General features: G+C 68.9%; 13 protein-coding genes and 1 riboswitch. Of the genes, 12 read left to right on the top strand and 1 reads right to left on the bottom strand.

Going from position 1 to position 12,248, the window contains the following annotated elements; all coding sequences use genetic code 11:
* The first annotated feature begins 106 nt into the window (after positions 1–106).
* From hisG to hisIE, 7 genes are read left to right on the top strand one after another with little or no spacing between them, the layout of a single operon-like run.
* On the top strand, positions 107–1,036 hold the full coding sequence (gene hisG, locus OCI36_RS10180; RefSeq protein ID WP_261664976.1) for an ATP phosphoribosyltransferase: 930 nt from the start codon (positions 107–109) through the stop codon (positions 1,034–1,036).
* A 50-nt stretch (positions 1,037–1,086) separates the two neighbouring features.
* Positions 1,087–2,433: a histidinol dehydrogenase gene (hisD, locus tag OCI36_RS10175; protein WP_261664975.1), complete on the top strand. Its 1,347-nt coding sequence runs from the start codon at positions 1,087–1,089 to the stop codon at positions 2,431–2,433.
* The gene (gene hisB / locus OCI36_RS10170) at positions 2,430–3,512 is read left to right on the top strand and encodes a bifunctional histidinol-phosphatase/imidazoleglycerol-phosphate dehydratase HisB (RefSeq protein ID WP_261664974.1); all 1,083 of its coding nucleotides are present in this window, start codon (positions 2,430–2,432) and stop codon (positions 3,510–3,512) included. Before hisD ends, hisB begins: the two co-directional genes overlap by 4 nt.
* Positions 3,512–4,147, top strand: coding sequence for an imidazole glycerol phosphate synthase subunit HisH (gene hisH, locus OCI36_RS10165; RefSeq protein ID WP_261664973.1), 636 nt, complete (start codon positions 3,512–3,514; stop codon positions 4,145–4,147). Before hisB ends, hisH begins: the two co-directional genes overlap by 1 nt.
* On the top strand, positions 4,141–4,917 hold the full coding sequence (locus tag OCI36_RS10160; RefSeq protein ID WP_261664972.1) for a 1-(5-phosphoribosyl)-5-[(5-phosphoribosylamino)methylideneamino] imidazole-4-carboxamide isomerase: 777 nt from the start codon (positions 4,141–4,143) through the stop codon (positions 4,915–4,917). Before hisH ends, OCI36_RS10160 begins: the two co-directional genes overlap by 7 nt.
* The gene (gene hisF / locus OCI36_RS10155; RefSeq protein ID WP_261664971.1) at positions 4,914–5,735 is read left to right on the top strand and encodes an imidazole glycerol phosphate synthase subunit HisF; all 822 of its coding nucleotides are present in this window, start codon (positions 4,914–4,916) and stop codon (positions 5,733–5,735) included. Before OCI36_RS10160 ends, hisF begins: the two co-directional genes overlap by 4 nt.
* A 48-nt stretch (positions 5,736–5,783) precedes the next feature.
* Positions 5,784–6,419, top strand: coding sequence for a bifunctional phosphoribosyl-AMP cyclohydrolase/phosphoribosyl-ATP diphosphatase HisIE (gene hisIE / locus OCI36_RS10150; RefSeq protein ID WP_261664970.1), 636 nt, complete (start codon positions 5,784–5,786; stop codon positions 6,417–6,419).
* 85 nt (positions 6,420–6,504) lie between these two features.
* Here the strand turns inward: hisIE and OCI36_RS10145 are convergent, their stop codons facing one another.
* Entirely contained in the window at positions 6,505–6,642 is a 138-nt protein-coding gene (locus OCI36_RS10145) for a hypothetical protein (RefSeq protein ID WP_261664969.1), read from the bottom strand.
* A 197-nt stretch (positions 6,643–6,839) separates the two neighbouring features.
* Positions 6,840–6,957: riboswitch (TPP riboswitch) on the top strand.
* Between the two features lie 95 nt (positions 6,958–7,052).
* Between OCI36_RS10145 and thiC the strand changes: the two genes are divergently transcribed.
* Genes thiC through thiD form a run of 5 tightly spaced genes read left to right on the top strand, consistent with a single transcriptional unit; the run spans position 7,053 to position 12,207 of the window.
* Entirely contained in the window at positions 7,053–8,822 is a 1,770-nt protein-coding gene (thiC, locus tag OCI36_RS10140) for a phosphomethylpyrimidine synthase ThiC (protein WP_261664968.1), read from the top strand.
* Positions 8,815–9,714 (top strand): thiamine phosphate synthase, encoded by a 900-nt coding sequence (thiE, locus tag OCI36_RS10135; protein WP_261664967.1) that lies wholly within the window; start codon positions 8,815–8,817, stop codon positions 9,712–9,714. Before thiC ends, thiE begins: the two co-directional genes overlap by 8 nt.
* 23 nt (positions 9,715–9,737) lie before the next feature.
* Complete coding sequence (locus OCI36_RS10130; RefSeq protein ID WP_261664966.1) at positions 9,738–10,538, top strand: thiazole synthase; 801 nt, start codon at positions 9,738–9,740, stop codon at positions 10,536–10,538.
* Positions 10,535–11,464, top strand: coding sequence for an NAD(P)/FAD-dependent oxidoreductase (locus tag OCI36_RS10125; protein ID WP_261664965.1), 930 nt, complete (start codon positions 10,535–10,537; stop codon positions 11,462–11,464). The genes OCI36_RS10130 and OCI36_RS10125 overlap by 4 nt, the downstream gene beginning before the upstream one ends.
* A complete protein-coding gene (gene thiD, locus OCI36_RS10120) occupies positions 11,461–12,207 on the top strand; it encodes a bifunctional hydroxymethylpyrimidine kinase/phosphomethylpyrimidine kinase (protein ID WP_261664964.1) in 747 nt (248 codons plus the stop codon). Before OCI36_RS10125 ends, thiD begins: the two co-directional genes overlap by 4 nt.
* Positions 12,208–12,248 lie beyond the last annotated feature (41 nt).

Raw genomic sequence — 12,248 nt, 5'->3', positions numbered from 1 at the left:
AGGTGGCGACTTGATGGTGCCTTCCTCTTCTTCACAAGCAGAACTCCCCTGGAAGCCACCACAGCGGTTCCCCGGGGGAGTTCTGCTTGCATAAGGAGACTCGACCATGAGCCAGCCCACCGCCGTACCTGACGCCCCGGCCGTTTCCACTGACCGCCCGCCCCGCCTGAAAATTGCCATGCAGAAGTCCGGCCGCCTGAGCGACGACACCCTCAAGCTGCTGCGGGCCTGTGGGATTCGCTTTAACCTGCACGAGGCCCGGCTGATGGCCCACGCCGAGGACTGGCCGCTGGACCTGCTGCGGGTGCGCGACGACGACATTCCCGGCCTGGTGATGGACGGCGCCGCCGACCTGGGCGTGGTGGGCGAGAACGTGCTGGAAGAAGCCCGGCTGGAGCGCGAGGTGGCCGGCAGCGCCGCCGAGTATCGGCTGCTGCGCTCGCTGGATTTCGGCCACTGCCGCCTGAGCATCGCCGGCCGCGCCGAGGAGGACCGCAGCGCGCCGCTGGACGGCAAGCGCATTGCCACCTCCTACCCTTACCTGCTGCGCAGCTGGCTGAAACGCCAGGGCATTGCCGCTACCCCGGTGATGTTGACCGGCTCAGTGGAGGTGGCACCCCGCGCCGGGCTGGCCGACGCCATCTGTGACCTGGTCAGCACCGGGGGCACCCTGGAAGCCAACGGCCTGCGCGAGCGCGAGGTGATTTTCCGCTCGCAGGCCCAGCTGATTGCCCGCCCCGGCACCCTGGAAGCGGCGCAGCAGAGCACGCTGGAGCGGCTGCTGCGCCGGCTGGACGGAGTGCAGCAGGCCCGCGAGAGCAAATACATCATGCTGCACGCTCCGGTAGGCCGCCTGGAAGAGGTGACCCAGTTGCTGCCCGCCGAGCACCCCACCGTGCTGCGCCTGGGCCACACCGACGCCGAGGTGGCGGTGCATGCTGTCAGCACCGAGAACCTGTTCTGGGAAACGATGGAACGGCTGCGCGAACTGGGCTGCTCCAACATTCTGGTGATGCCCATCGAGAAGATGCTGTGATGCCCGACTCCCTCAAACCCAAGCAGGCCCCTAAAAAGGAGAGTGAACCCATGACCGAACCGCTGCCGACCATCCAGGTGTGGGCCGAGCTGGACACTGGAGCGCGCCGCGAGGTGCTGCGCCCCCCGGCCCAGAACGCCGAGCAGGAAATTACCGCCCGGGTGCGGGCCATTCTGGATGAGGTGCGCACCCAGGGTGACGCCGCGCTGCTGCGGCTGACCACCCAGTTTGACCGGGTGGAGCTGACATCACCGCTGCTGAGCCGTCAGCAGGCCGAAGCTCAGGCCGCCCAGGTCAGCGACGAGGTGCGCCGCGCGATTGACACCGCTTACGGCACTATCCGCGCTTTTCACGCCGCGCAGCAGCCGCAGCCGGTGACGGTGGAAACGGCGCCCGGCGTGCAGTGCGAACTGCGCTACGCGCCGCTGCGCACGGTGGGGCTGTATGTGCCGGGTGGCAGCGCCGTGCTGCCCTCCACCGTGCTGATGCTGGGCGTGCCGGCGGCGCTGGCCGGCTGTGAGCGGGTGGTTCTGTGCAGCCCGCCGGACGCGCAGGGTCTGCTTTCGCCCGCTGTATGTTACGCCGCGCTGAAAGTGGGCGTGACCGATTTCGTGCGGGTGGGCGGGGCACAGGCGATAGCCGCGCTGGCCTACGGCACCGAGCAGGTGCCGCGTGCCGACAAGATTTTCGGCCCCGGCAACGCTTACGTGACCGCTGCCAAAACCCTGGTCAGCGCCGAGGCGGGCGGCCCCGCCGCAGACATGCCGGCCGGCCCTTCCGAGCTGCTGGTGGTGGCCGACGCCAGCGCCGAACCCGCCTGGGCCGCCGCCGACCTGCTTTCGCAGGCAGAACACGGCCCCGACTCGCAGGTGGTGCTGGTCAGCCCCGAGCGCCGGGTGCTGGAAGCGGCCCGCCAGGAGCTGGCCCGCCAGCTGGCGACCCTGCCACGCCGCGACATTGCCGCCCGCACCCTGGCGCAGAGCCGCTTGATTCTGACCGGCAGCCTGGAAGAAGCCGCCGAGGTGGCCGATGCCTACGCTCCCGAGCACCTCAGCCTGCAGGTAGCAGACCCCGCGGCGCTGAGCGGACGAATCCGCGCCGGGTCGGTGTTCGCTGGGCACCTGACCCCCGAAGCGGGCGGCGACTACGCCACCGGCACCAACCACGTGCTGCCCACCTACGGCGCGGCGCGGGCCTTTTCCAGCCTGGGCCTGCTGGACTTTTACCGCCGCTACACCGTGCAGACCGTGACCGCCGCCGGCCTGGCCAGCCTGGCTCCGGCCGTCACCGCCCTGGCCCGCGAGGAAGGGCTGGAAGCCCACGCCAGAGCGGCCGAGGTGCGCCTGTCCCGCCCGGCCGGGACCGACCCCCAGCAAGAATCCGGAGAACCCGCATGAATCAGCCCACCCTTTTTCTCGACCGTGACGGCACCCTAATCTTTGAGCCGCTGCCGGATAAGCAGCTGGACGCGCTCAGCAAATTGCAGTTCGAGCCACTGGTGATTCCCGCGCTGCGCGAGTTGCAGGCGGCCGGCTTCCGGCTGGTGATCGTCTCCAACCAGGACGGCCTGGGCACTCCCAGTTTCCCGGAGGCCGATTTCGCCGCGCCGCAGCGGATGATGCTGGAGATTTTCGAGTCGCAGGGCGTGACGTTTGACGCGGTCTACATCTGCCCGCATTTTCCGGAGGACCGCTGCGCCTGCCGCAAACCACAGGTCGGGCTGCTGCTGGACGAACTGCGGGGGCGCCGCTTCGATCCCCAGCGCTCCTTCGTCATCGGGGACCGCGAAACCGACCTGGGGCTGGCCGCCAACCTGGGCGTGGAGGGCCTGCTCTACCGCCGGGACGGTTCCGGCGGCGGCCTGAACTGGCCGGGCATCGCCGCGCAGCTGCTGGGCCGCGAGCGCACCGCCGAGGTGCGGCGCACCACCCGCGAAACCGATATCACCATCCGGGTGAACCTCGACCGGAGCGGGCCGATTCATATTCAGACCGGCGTGGGTTTTTTCGATCACATGCTGGACCAGATCGCCACCCACGGCGGCTTTGCGCTGGACGTGCAGGTGTCCGGCGACCTGCACATCGATGAGCACCACACGGTCGAGGACACCGCGCTGGCGCTGGGGCAGGCGCTGCGGGAGGCGCTGGGCGACAAGCGCGGCATCGGCCGCTTCGGCTTCGTGCTGCCGATGGACGAGGTCAGGGCCGAATGCGCGCTGGACCTCTCGGGCCGGCCTTATCTGGTGTTTGGGGCGAACTTTACCCGCGAGCGGGTGGGCGAGCTGGACACCAGCCTGGTCGAGCACTTTTTCCAGAGCCTGACGCAGACTCTGGGGGCCACCCTGCACCTGTGCGTGAGCGACGGCGGCAACGCCCACCACCAGGTGGAAAGTCTGTTCAAGGCATTCGGGCGGGCGCTGCGCCAGTGCATTCGCCGCGAGGGCCATGAGCTGCCCAGCAGCAAGGGGGTGCTGTGATGAGCGGGGCGGAAACGCGGGCGCCGGTCGCGGTGGTGGACACCCGCTGCGCCAACCTCGCTTCGGTGGTGTTCGCTTTCGAGCGGCTGGGGGTGTCCCCACTGGTCACCGCCGACGCCACCGAACTGCGCCGCGCCGAACGGGTGCTGCTGCCGGGCGTGGGCACCGCCGGCGCCGCCATGCGCGAGCTGGAGCGCCTGGGCCTGCCGGACGTGCTGCGCGCGTTGACCCAGCCAGTGCTGGGTATCTGCCTGGGCATGCAACTGCTGACCCAAAGCTCCGAGGAATCGGCGCAGGGCGGGCGCAATCAGCCCTGCCTGGGCGTGGTGGACGGCGAAACTCGCCGCCTGGACGTCGGCGGCCTGACCTTGCCGCACATGGGCTGGAACCGGCTGGACGTGCGCCGGGAAACCCCGCTGCTGGCAGGGCTAGACGGCGCTTACATGTACTACGTGCATTCCTACGCGGTGCCAGTGGGAGACGCCACCCTAGCCCAGACCGACTACGGCGGGCCGTTCAGCGCCGTGCTGGGGCAGGGCAACTTCATGGGCGCTCAGTTCCACCCCGAGCGTTCCGGCCCGGCCGGGGCACGGCTGCTGCGCAACTTTCTGGAACTGGAGGTGGCGGGATGCTGATTCCAGCGCTTGACCTGCTGGGCGGCGAGGTGGTGCGGCTGTACCAGGGCGACTTCGCGCAGAAAATGGTGTTTGCCCCCGACCCTTTGCCGCTGGCGCTGAATTATCAATCGGCAGGCGCCGGGCTGCTGCATCTGGTGGACCTGGACGGCGCCCGCGACCCGGCGCGGCGGCAGCTGGCGCCACTGGCCCGCCTGAGCCGCGAGCTATCGCTGCCATTGCAGGTGGGCGGCGGAGTCCGCAGCGGTGAAGACATTGCCGGGCTGCTGGACAGCGGCGTGAGCCGGGTGGTGGTGGGCAGCGCCGCCATTGCCAATCCGGGACAGGCGGCCACCTGGCTGCGCGAATTCGGCCCCGAGCGGCTGACGCTGGCGCTGGACCTGCGGCTGGAAGCCGACGGCCGCCGCACCCTGCTCACCCACGGCTGGCAGGCCGGCTCGGAGCGCAGCCTGGACAGTTTCCTGGCCGAGCTGTCTGGGCTGGGAGCGCAACCCCGGCACGTGCTCTGCACCGACATCGCCAGGGACGGCACCCTGAGCGGTCCCAATACGGCGCTCTATACGGCACTGGTCAGGGAATACCCGCAGCTGCGCTGGCAAGCGTCGGGTGGTGTGTCCAGCCTGGACGACATCGCCGCGCTGCGCCGCGCCGGGGTGTCTGGCGTAATTCTCGGCAAGGCCCTGCTGACCGGGCAATTCACGCTGCCGCAGGCCCAGGCGGTCTGGGACAGCGCCGCGCCCGTCACAACATCTCAGGAGGCTCAGCTATGACCTTATCTTCCCTCTCCGCACCTAGTTCGCCGCTGACCCGCCGCATCATTCCCTGCCTGGATGTTAAAGATGGGCAGGTGGTCAAGGGCGTGCGGTTCCGGGGCCACGAGGTGATTGGTGACCCGGTGGTTCTGGCGCGCCGCTACGCGCAGGCCGGCGCCGACGAATTGGTTTTTTACGACATCACCGCGTCCAGCGACGGCCGCACAGTCGGCAAGGAATGGGTGTCAGACATCGCCCGGGTGATCGATATTCCTTTTTGCGTGGCCGGCGGCATCCGCACGCCCGAGCAGGCCCGCGCGGTGCTCAGCCGCGGCGCCGATAAGATTTCCATCAACTCGCCGGCCCTGCAGCGCCCGGACCTGATTGAAGAACTGGTGGCCGAGTTCGGGCAGCAGTGCGTGGTGATCGGCATCGATTCGTTTCAGGACGACGCCGGGCGCTACCGGGTCTATCAGTTCACCGGCGAGGAAACCCGCACCCGGCAAACCGGCTGGGACACGCTGGAGTGGGCGCAGGAAGTGGTGTGGCGCGGCGCCGGCGAGATTGTCCTGAACTGCATGAACCGCGACGGCGTGCGCCAGGGCTACGACGTGGCCCAGCTGCGCGCCGTCCGCGAGGTCTGCCCAGTGCCGCTGATCGCCTCGGGCGGCGCCGGCGCGCCTGAGCACTTCACGGCCGCCTTTCAGCAGGCGGGAGTGGACGGCGCCCTGGCCGCCTCGGTGTTCCACAAGGGCCTGATTGAAATTGCCGACCTGAAAGCCGAACTGGCCCGCCAGGGCGTCAGCGTTCGCCCGGTGCCTGCGGCCGCGTCCTGAGCGCAACTTCTCCCGTCTCCCACTCCTTTTTCAGAAAGAAGGTTCCCCATGACTGTCCCCACTGACCCGGCCACCGATCTGTTCCCCGACCCCGACAGCCTGGATTTTGCCAAGATGGACGGCCTGCTGCCCTGCATGGTGCAGGACGCCGACACCGCGCAGGTGCTGATGCTGGGCTACATGAACGCCGAAGCGCTGGCCCGCACCCACGAGACTGGGCTGGTCACGTTTTACAGCCGCTCCAAGGGGCGCCTGTGGACCAAAGGCGAAAGCTCGGGGAATACCCTGCAGCTGGTGCGCCTGAGCACCGACTGCGACAGCGACGCGCTGCTGGCCCTGGCCCGGCCGCAGGGACCGACCTGCCACACCGGGGCCGTCAGCTGTTTCAGCGCCGAGCCACCCGCGCTGGAAATGCTGGGCCGTCTGGAGCGCACCGTACAGGGCCGCCGGGAAGCCGACCCGGCCGAGAGCTACACCGCCCGGCTGCTGACCGGCGAACCACGCCGCGCCGCACAGAAAGTGGGCGAGGAAGGGGTGGAAGTGGCGCTGGCTGCCGTCACCCAGAACGATGAGGAGTTGCTGGGCGAGGCTGCCGACTTGCTGTATCACCTGCTGGTGGTGCTGACCCTGCGCGGTCTGCGGCTGGAAGACGTCATCGCCGTGCTGCGGCAACGCTCACACTGAGACACTGAAAGCTACATTTTCTGCAACACCGCAAAAGTGCCGGTCCCGATATCCAGGGGCCGGCACTTTTACAATTGGTCGTCGGTCACACGTCGCAGCCGAAAGCCCGCAGCAGGTCATCTTCGGTGATGGCCGGCTGGCCCGCTGCCACATACGGCGCGGCGCTGGCCGTCGCCACCCCGGCGCGCCACGACAACCACACTTTTTTCAATCTGGTCCACATTCGGCGGTCCTCCCCCCCTGGCTCTTCGGGCCAAGCGGCAACACAACTGTTTAGATACACCGGCAGTATAAAGAAAATTCCTGCTGCCGTAGCGGGTGTGCTGACCCCAGGCTGACCGCTGGCCTGTAGGGTGGACTTTTCGGCGGTGCCAGCGGCACCCCTCCTCTTGACGGACTGCCCGGTGCGTGCCACACTGCCGGCATCACTTGGGGTGCCCACTGCGGCTGAGAGAACCCGCCCACCGGGGGTCTGGCGTTCAACCCATTGAACCTGAACTGGTTAGGACCAGCGGAGGGAATGTGATGGACGCAGTCAAAACAACCTGGAGGCGGCCTGCTCGGTGCGGGCGGCCTCCTGTGTTGATCATGTGCCGCCGTTCCTGCGCTGCTCCGGCCAGCAGCGGAGGAAGTATGACCGCCACACTGGATAAAACTGTTTTTGGCAAAAAAGATGCGGGGCGCGACCTTGCTGGGCTGACGCTGGGCGGCTTTCCCGGCAGCCGCAAGCTCTATCTGGCCCACCCGCAGCGTGCAGATATTCGCGTGCCGGTACGGGCCATTACCCAGACGCCCACCCTGGAAGCCGGTCCCGGCGGACTGACCCGCAGCGTGCCCAACCCTGACGTATACGTCTACGATTCCAGCGGCCCCTACACCGACCCGGCCGCCACCATCAACCTGGAACGGGGCCTGGCGCCGGTGCGCACCTGGGCCCGCGCCCGTGGCCGCACCCAGATGCAGGCCGCCCGCGCCGGGGAAATCACCCCGGAGATGGAATATGTGGCGCTGCGTGAAAGCATGCGTCAGCCGGACGACTTCACGCTCAGGCACCAGCACCCCGGCTTTGCCCACGGCTTCCGGATGCCCGGCGAGATCACCCCAGAATATGTGCGGGCAGAGGTGGCACGCGGCCGCGCCGTGATTCCCGCCAATGTGATGCACCCGGAGCTGGAGCCGATGATCATCGGGCGGGGCTTCCGGGTCAAGATCAACGCCAACATCGGCAACTCGGCCGTGCGGGCCAGCATCGTGGACGAGGTGGAGAAACTGGTCTGGGCCACCCGCTGGGGCGCCGATACCGTGATGGACCTGTCTACCGGGCCGCAGATTCACCAGACCCGCGAGTGGATCGTCCGCAACAGCCCGGTGCCCATCGGCACGGTGCCGATTTATCAGGCACTGGAAAAGGTGGGCGGCGTGGCCGAGGAGCTGACCTGGGACATTTACCGCGATACCCTGATTGAGCAGGCCGAGCAGGGCGTGGACTACTTCACCATTCACGCCGGCGTGCGGCTGGCCCACCTGCCGCTGACCGCCAGGCGGCGTACCGGCATCGTGTCGCGGGGCGGGTCCATCCTGGCGCGCTGGTGCCTGGCCCACCACCAGGAGAACTTCCTGTATACCCACTTCCGCGACATCTGCGAAATCATGCGCGAGTACGACGTGACCTTCAGTCTGGGTGACGGTCTGCGTCCCGGCAGCATCGAGGACGCCAACGACGCCGCACAGTTTGCCGAGCTGGACACGCTGGGCGAGCTGACCCGTGTGGCCTGGGAAGAGGGGATCCAGACCATGATTGAAGGCCCCGGGCACGTGCCGCTGCAGCTGATTGCCGAAAACATGACCCGCGAGCTGAACGCCTGCCTAGAAGCGCCCTTTTACACCCTGGGCCCGCTGACCACCGACATCGCGCCGGGCTACGATCACATCACCAGCGCCATCGGGGCCGCGCAGATCGGCTGGCACGGCACCGCCATGCTCTGCTACGTGACGCCCAAGGAACATCTGGGCCTGCCGGACAGAGACGACGTGCGCGAGGGCGTGGTGACCTACAAACTGGCCGCCCACGCCGCCGACCTCGCCAAGGGCTTTCCGGGGGCGCAGGCCCGCGACAACGCCATTTCCAAGGCCCGCTTCGAGTTTCGCTGGGAAGACCAGTTCAACCTCAGCCTGGACCCGGAAAAAGCCTGTTCCTTCCACGATGAAACCCTACCCGCCGAGGCCGCCAAGACCGCGCATTTCTGCTCGATGTGCGGCCCACAGTTCTGCTCGATGAAGCTGAGCCAGGACCTGGCCGGCGACCTGCAGGTCTATATGCAGCGAGGTCTGGCCGAAAAAGCGCAGGAGTTCCGGGCAGGGGGCGGGGACCTCTATGTGGCGCCGGGAGGCGGGGATGACTGAGGTGGCCCCGCCTCGCCTCGGCGGTCAGGCTGGGGTTGCCGCGCTGGGCCACCTCTACCTCGTCGCCACCCCGCGCCCTGAAATGACCGAGGCCGATTTTCTGGCCCGCATCGCGGCGGCGCTGGACGGTGGGGTGGACACCCTGCAACTGCGCTGCAAGGCCGATGGTGACCCCCGCTACGCCGAGGCGCGGCCTTACATCGCCCTGGCCGAAAAAGTGCGCGAACTGGCGCACGCCCACCACATCCCCTTTTTCGTGAATGACCGCCCCGATGTGGCGCTGGCCGCCGGGGCCGATGGCGTCCACCTGGGCCAAAACGACCTGCCGGTGGCCTGGGCGCGGCAGCTGGGGCCAAGTCTCATGCTGGGCCGCTCCACGCACGCGCCGGAGCAGGCGGCCGCCGCGCTGGCCGAAGCCCCGGCGTATTTTGCCTGCGGGCCGGTCCACGCCACGCCCACCAAACCGGGCCGGGCAGCGGTGGGGCTGGACTATATCCGCGCCGTGGCTGCCATGAAACCGGCCTGCCCCTGGTACGCGATTGGCGGCATTGATCATCAGACCATTCATGCCGCGCTGGACGCCGGAGCGCGCCGGGTGGCGGTGGTGCGGGCGGTGCTGGACGCACCCGACCCGGCAGCGGCGGCGGCCGAACTGCAAGCGGCACTTCAGCAGGCCAGCCTGACTGTCACGCCGACCTTTACCCTCAACGGCGACCCGGCGCCCCTCAGCGCCGGCCTGACGCTGCTGGCTCTGCTGCACGAGCTGGACGTTGACCCGGCCCGCGTGGCGGCCGCCGTGAACGACGACTTCTACCCTGCCGGCTCTCTGCCTGACCGCCCACTGAGCCCCGGAGACGTGGTGGACGTGGTGCAGATGATGGTAGGGGGATGACAGGCGAAAGGACGATTGCGAAGATGCAGAGTGACCTTCTGACCATTGGCGGCCGGCAGTTCTCCAGCCGCCTGATGCTGGGCACCGGCAAGTACCCCAACTTCAGCGTGATGCGGGACGCCATTGAGGCCAGCGGCGCCCAGATCGTGACGGTGTCTATCCGGCGAGTAGAGCTGAAAAGTGCCGGACACGACGGCCTGCTGGACGCGCTGGACTGGAACCGCTACCAGCTGCTGCCCAACACCGCCGGCTGCCGCACCGCCGAGGAAGCCGTGCGGGTGGCCCGGCTGGCCCGCGCCACCACCGGTACCAACTGGGTGAAGCTGGAAGTGATTCCTGATGCTCGCTACCTGCTGCCCGACCCTACCGGCACCCTGCGGGCCGCCGAGATGCTGTGTGCCGAGGGCTTTACCGTGCTGCCCTATATTCAGCCGGACGCTGTGCTGGCGCGTGCGCTGGAACGTGCCGGCTGCGCCACCGTGATGCCGCTGGCCTCGCCCATCGGGTCTGGGCGGGGCCTCCAGAACGCTGCCCTGATCGGCACGGTGCTGGACGGCGCCGGGGTGCCGGTGGTGGTAGACGCCGGGCTGGGCGTGCCCAGCGAGGCGGCGGCCGCCCTGGAAATGGGCGCGGACGCCGTGCTGGTCAACACCGCCGTGGCCGAAGCCCGCGACCCGGTGGCAATGGCACAAGCTTTTGCCCTGGGGGTGCAGGCGGGCCGCGCCGCTTTTCTGGCTGGGCGAATGGCCGTGCGCGAAACCGCCAGCCCCAGCAGCCCGCAGCTGGGCGTGGTGCGGCTGCCCGACCCGGAAGTCCCGGCGTGATCGCGGTGGTGGGCGGCGGCCTGATCGGGTCCGCCATAGCCTTCACGCTGAGCCGGGCCGGGGCAGAAGTGGTGGTGCTGGACGCCGAGAAGCCCGGCGCCGCCTGGCGGGCCGGCGCCGGCATGCTGACCCCCACCGGCGAGCGGCTGGCCGGCACGCCACTGGACGCCCTGGCCCGCGAGAGCCTGCGCCTTTGGCCCGATTTCGCGCGCCGCCTGGAAGCGGCGACGGGGCAGGCAGTGCCATTACGCTGGGGCGTGGAGCATGTGGGCTACGGTGCAGCGGCCAGTCTCCCCTCCCCTGCCACCTGCCGCCAGGACGAGGCGACCACCCATCCTCCCTCGGTCGTCCGGGCCGCACGGCTGGGGCTGGACCTGCGCCGCGCCGAGGTGCTGGGGCTGGAGCCGCTGCGGGCCGACGTGCGGCTGCTCACCAGCGCCGGTGCCCTGACCGCCGAGCAGGTGGTGCTGGCGGCGGTAGCCTGGTCGGGGCGCTTCGGCCTGCCGGTCTTTCCGGTACGTGGACAGGCACTGCTGCTGGACAGTGACGGCAGCGCCCCACTGCTGGCCCGCTACACTGCCAAGGGCCATACTGTCAGTTCAGCCGGTTTTCCCTTGTACGGTCTGCCGCGTCCTGACGGCCACTACGTGGGCGCCACCGTCCGGCCCCACCGCTGGGAGGCGCAGCCGCTGGCCGCCGATGCCCGCTGGCTTGGCCGCGCGGCCCGCGGGGTCTGGCCGGAAAGTGGCCGGCTGACACCCCGGCAGGCGCTGGTGGGCCTGCGCCCCTGCACGCCGGATGGCCTGCCCATCGTGGGGCCGCTGCCCGGCTGGGGCGGGCAGGTGGTAGCGGCGACCGGGCACGGGCGGCACGGTGCCCCGCTGGCTCCGCTGGCCGCGCAGCAGGTGGCCCAGGTGCTGCTATGACGCCACCCAAACCTATTGCCCTGACCATCGCCGGTTCGGATTCGGGCGGCGGTGCCGGTATCCAGGCTGATCTGAAGACTTTTCAGGCTTTGGGGGTCTTCGGCACCTCAGTCATCACCATCGTTACCGCGCAGAACACACTGGGCGTGCAGCAGGTCTTTCCCCTGCCGGCCAGCGTGGTGGCCGCGCAACTTCGTTCGGTGCTGGCCGACCTGCCCCCGGCCGCCGTCAAAATCGGTGCGCTGGGCGAGGTGGACATCATCCGGGCGGTGGCGGCAGAGCTGCGCGGAATAAGCGTTCCCATCATCCTCGACCCGGTGATGGTCGCCAAAGGCGGCTCGTCGCTGCTGGCCGCCGAAGCGGTGTCTGCCCTGGTCACGGAGCTGCTGCCTCTCGCCACCCTGACCACCCCCAACCTGCCGGAAGCGGCAGCACTGGGCGCGGCACTAGACGGGCACGACGTGCTGCTCAAGGGCGGCCACGCCGAGGGAGCCGTGGTGGAAGACCGGCTACGCTGGCAAGGCGAGGAATATCACTTTGCCGTTCCCCGGCAGCACACCCGCCACACCCACGGCACCGGCTGCACGTTGTCCAGCGCGATTGCAGCGGGGCTAGCACGGGGCTGGTCCCTGCCGCTGGCGGTCGCCAGAGCACACGCTTATGTGGCCCGCGCCATCACAGCGGCTCCGGGCCTAGGCGGGGGACACGGCCCACTGGAACATGCGGTGAGCACTCTAGACTAGCGGCATGCCCCGCCCCCTCCCGCTGGCCCTGTCCCTCTGCA

The organism is Deinococcus sp. Marseille-Q6407, from assembly GCF_946848805.1.
Taxonomy (GTDB): domain Bacteria; phylum Deinococcota; class Deinococci; order Deinococcales; family Deinococcaceae; genus Deinococcus.
Note: the sequence above shows the minus strand (reverse complement) of the source record. Positions and strands in the feature narration are given on the sequence as shown.

What these genes read in the sequence shown, in the direction of transcription:
- hisH (WP_261664973.1), top strand. Translation starts at nt 3,512, where the DNA reads ATGAGCGGGGCGGAAACGCGGGCGCCGGTCGCGGTGGTGGACACCCGC.
- hisG (WP_261664976.1), top strand. Translation starts at nt 107, where the DNA reads ATGAGCCAGCCCACCGCCGTACCTGACGCCCCGGCCGTTTCCACTGAC.
- hisD (WP_261664975.1), top strand. Translation starts at nt 1,087, where the DNA reads ATGACCGAACCGCTGCCGACCATCCAGGTGTGGGCCGAGCTGGACACT.
- hisB (WP_261664974.1), top strand. Translation starts at nt 2,430, where the DNA reads ATGAATCAGCCCACCCTTTTTCTCGACCGTGACGGCACCCTAATCTTT.
- hisF (WP_261664971.1), top strand. Translation starts at nt 4,914, where the DNA reads ATGACCTTATCTTCCCTCTCCGCACCTAGTTCGCCGCTGACCCGCCGC.
- thiD (WP_261664964.1), top strand. Translation starts at nt 11,461, where the DNA reads ATGACGCCACCCAAACCTATTGCCCTGACCATCGCCGGTTCGGATTCG.
- OCI36_RS10160 (WP_261664972.1), top strand. Translation starts at nt 4,141, where the DNA reads ATGCTGATTCCAGCGCTTGACCTGCTGGGCGGCGAGGTGGTGCGGCTG.
- thiC (WP_261664968.1), top strand. Translation starts at nt 7,053, where the DNA reads ATGACCGCCACACTGGATAAAACTGTTTTTGGCAAAAAAGATGCGGGG.
- OCI36_RS10130 (WP_261664966.1), top strand. Translation starts at nt 9,738, where the DNA reads ATGCAGAGTGACCTTCTGACCATTGGCGGCCGGCAGTTCTCCAGCCGC.
- thiE (WP_261664967.1), top strand. Translation starts at nt 8,815, where the DNA reads ATGACTGAGGTGGCCCCGCCTCGCCTCGGCGGTCAGGCTGGGGTTGCC.
- hisIE (WP_261664970.1), top strand. Translation starts at nt 5,784, where the DNA reads ATGACTGTCCCCACTGACCCGGCCACCGATCTGTTCCCCGACCCCGAC.
- OCI36_RS10145 (WP_261664969.1), bottom strand. Translation starts at nt 6,642, where the DNA reads ATGTGGACCAGATTGAAAAAAGTGTGGTTGTCGTGGCGCGCCGGGGTG.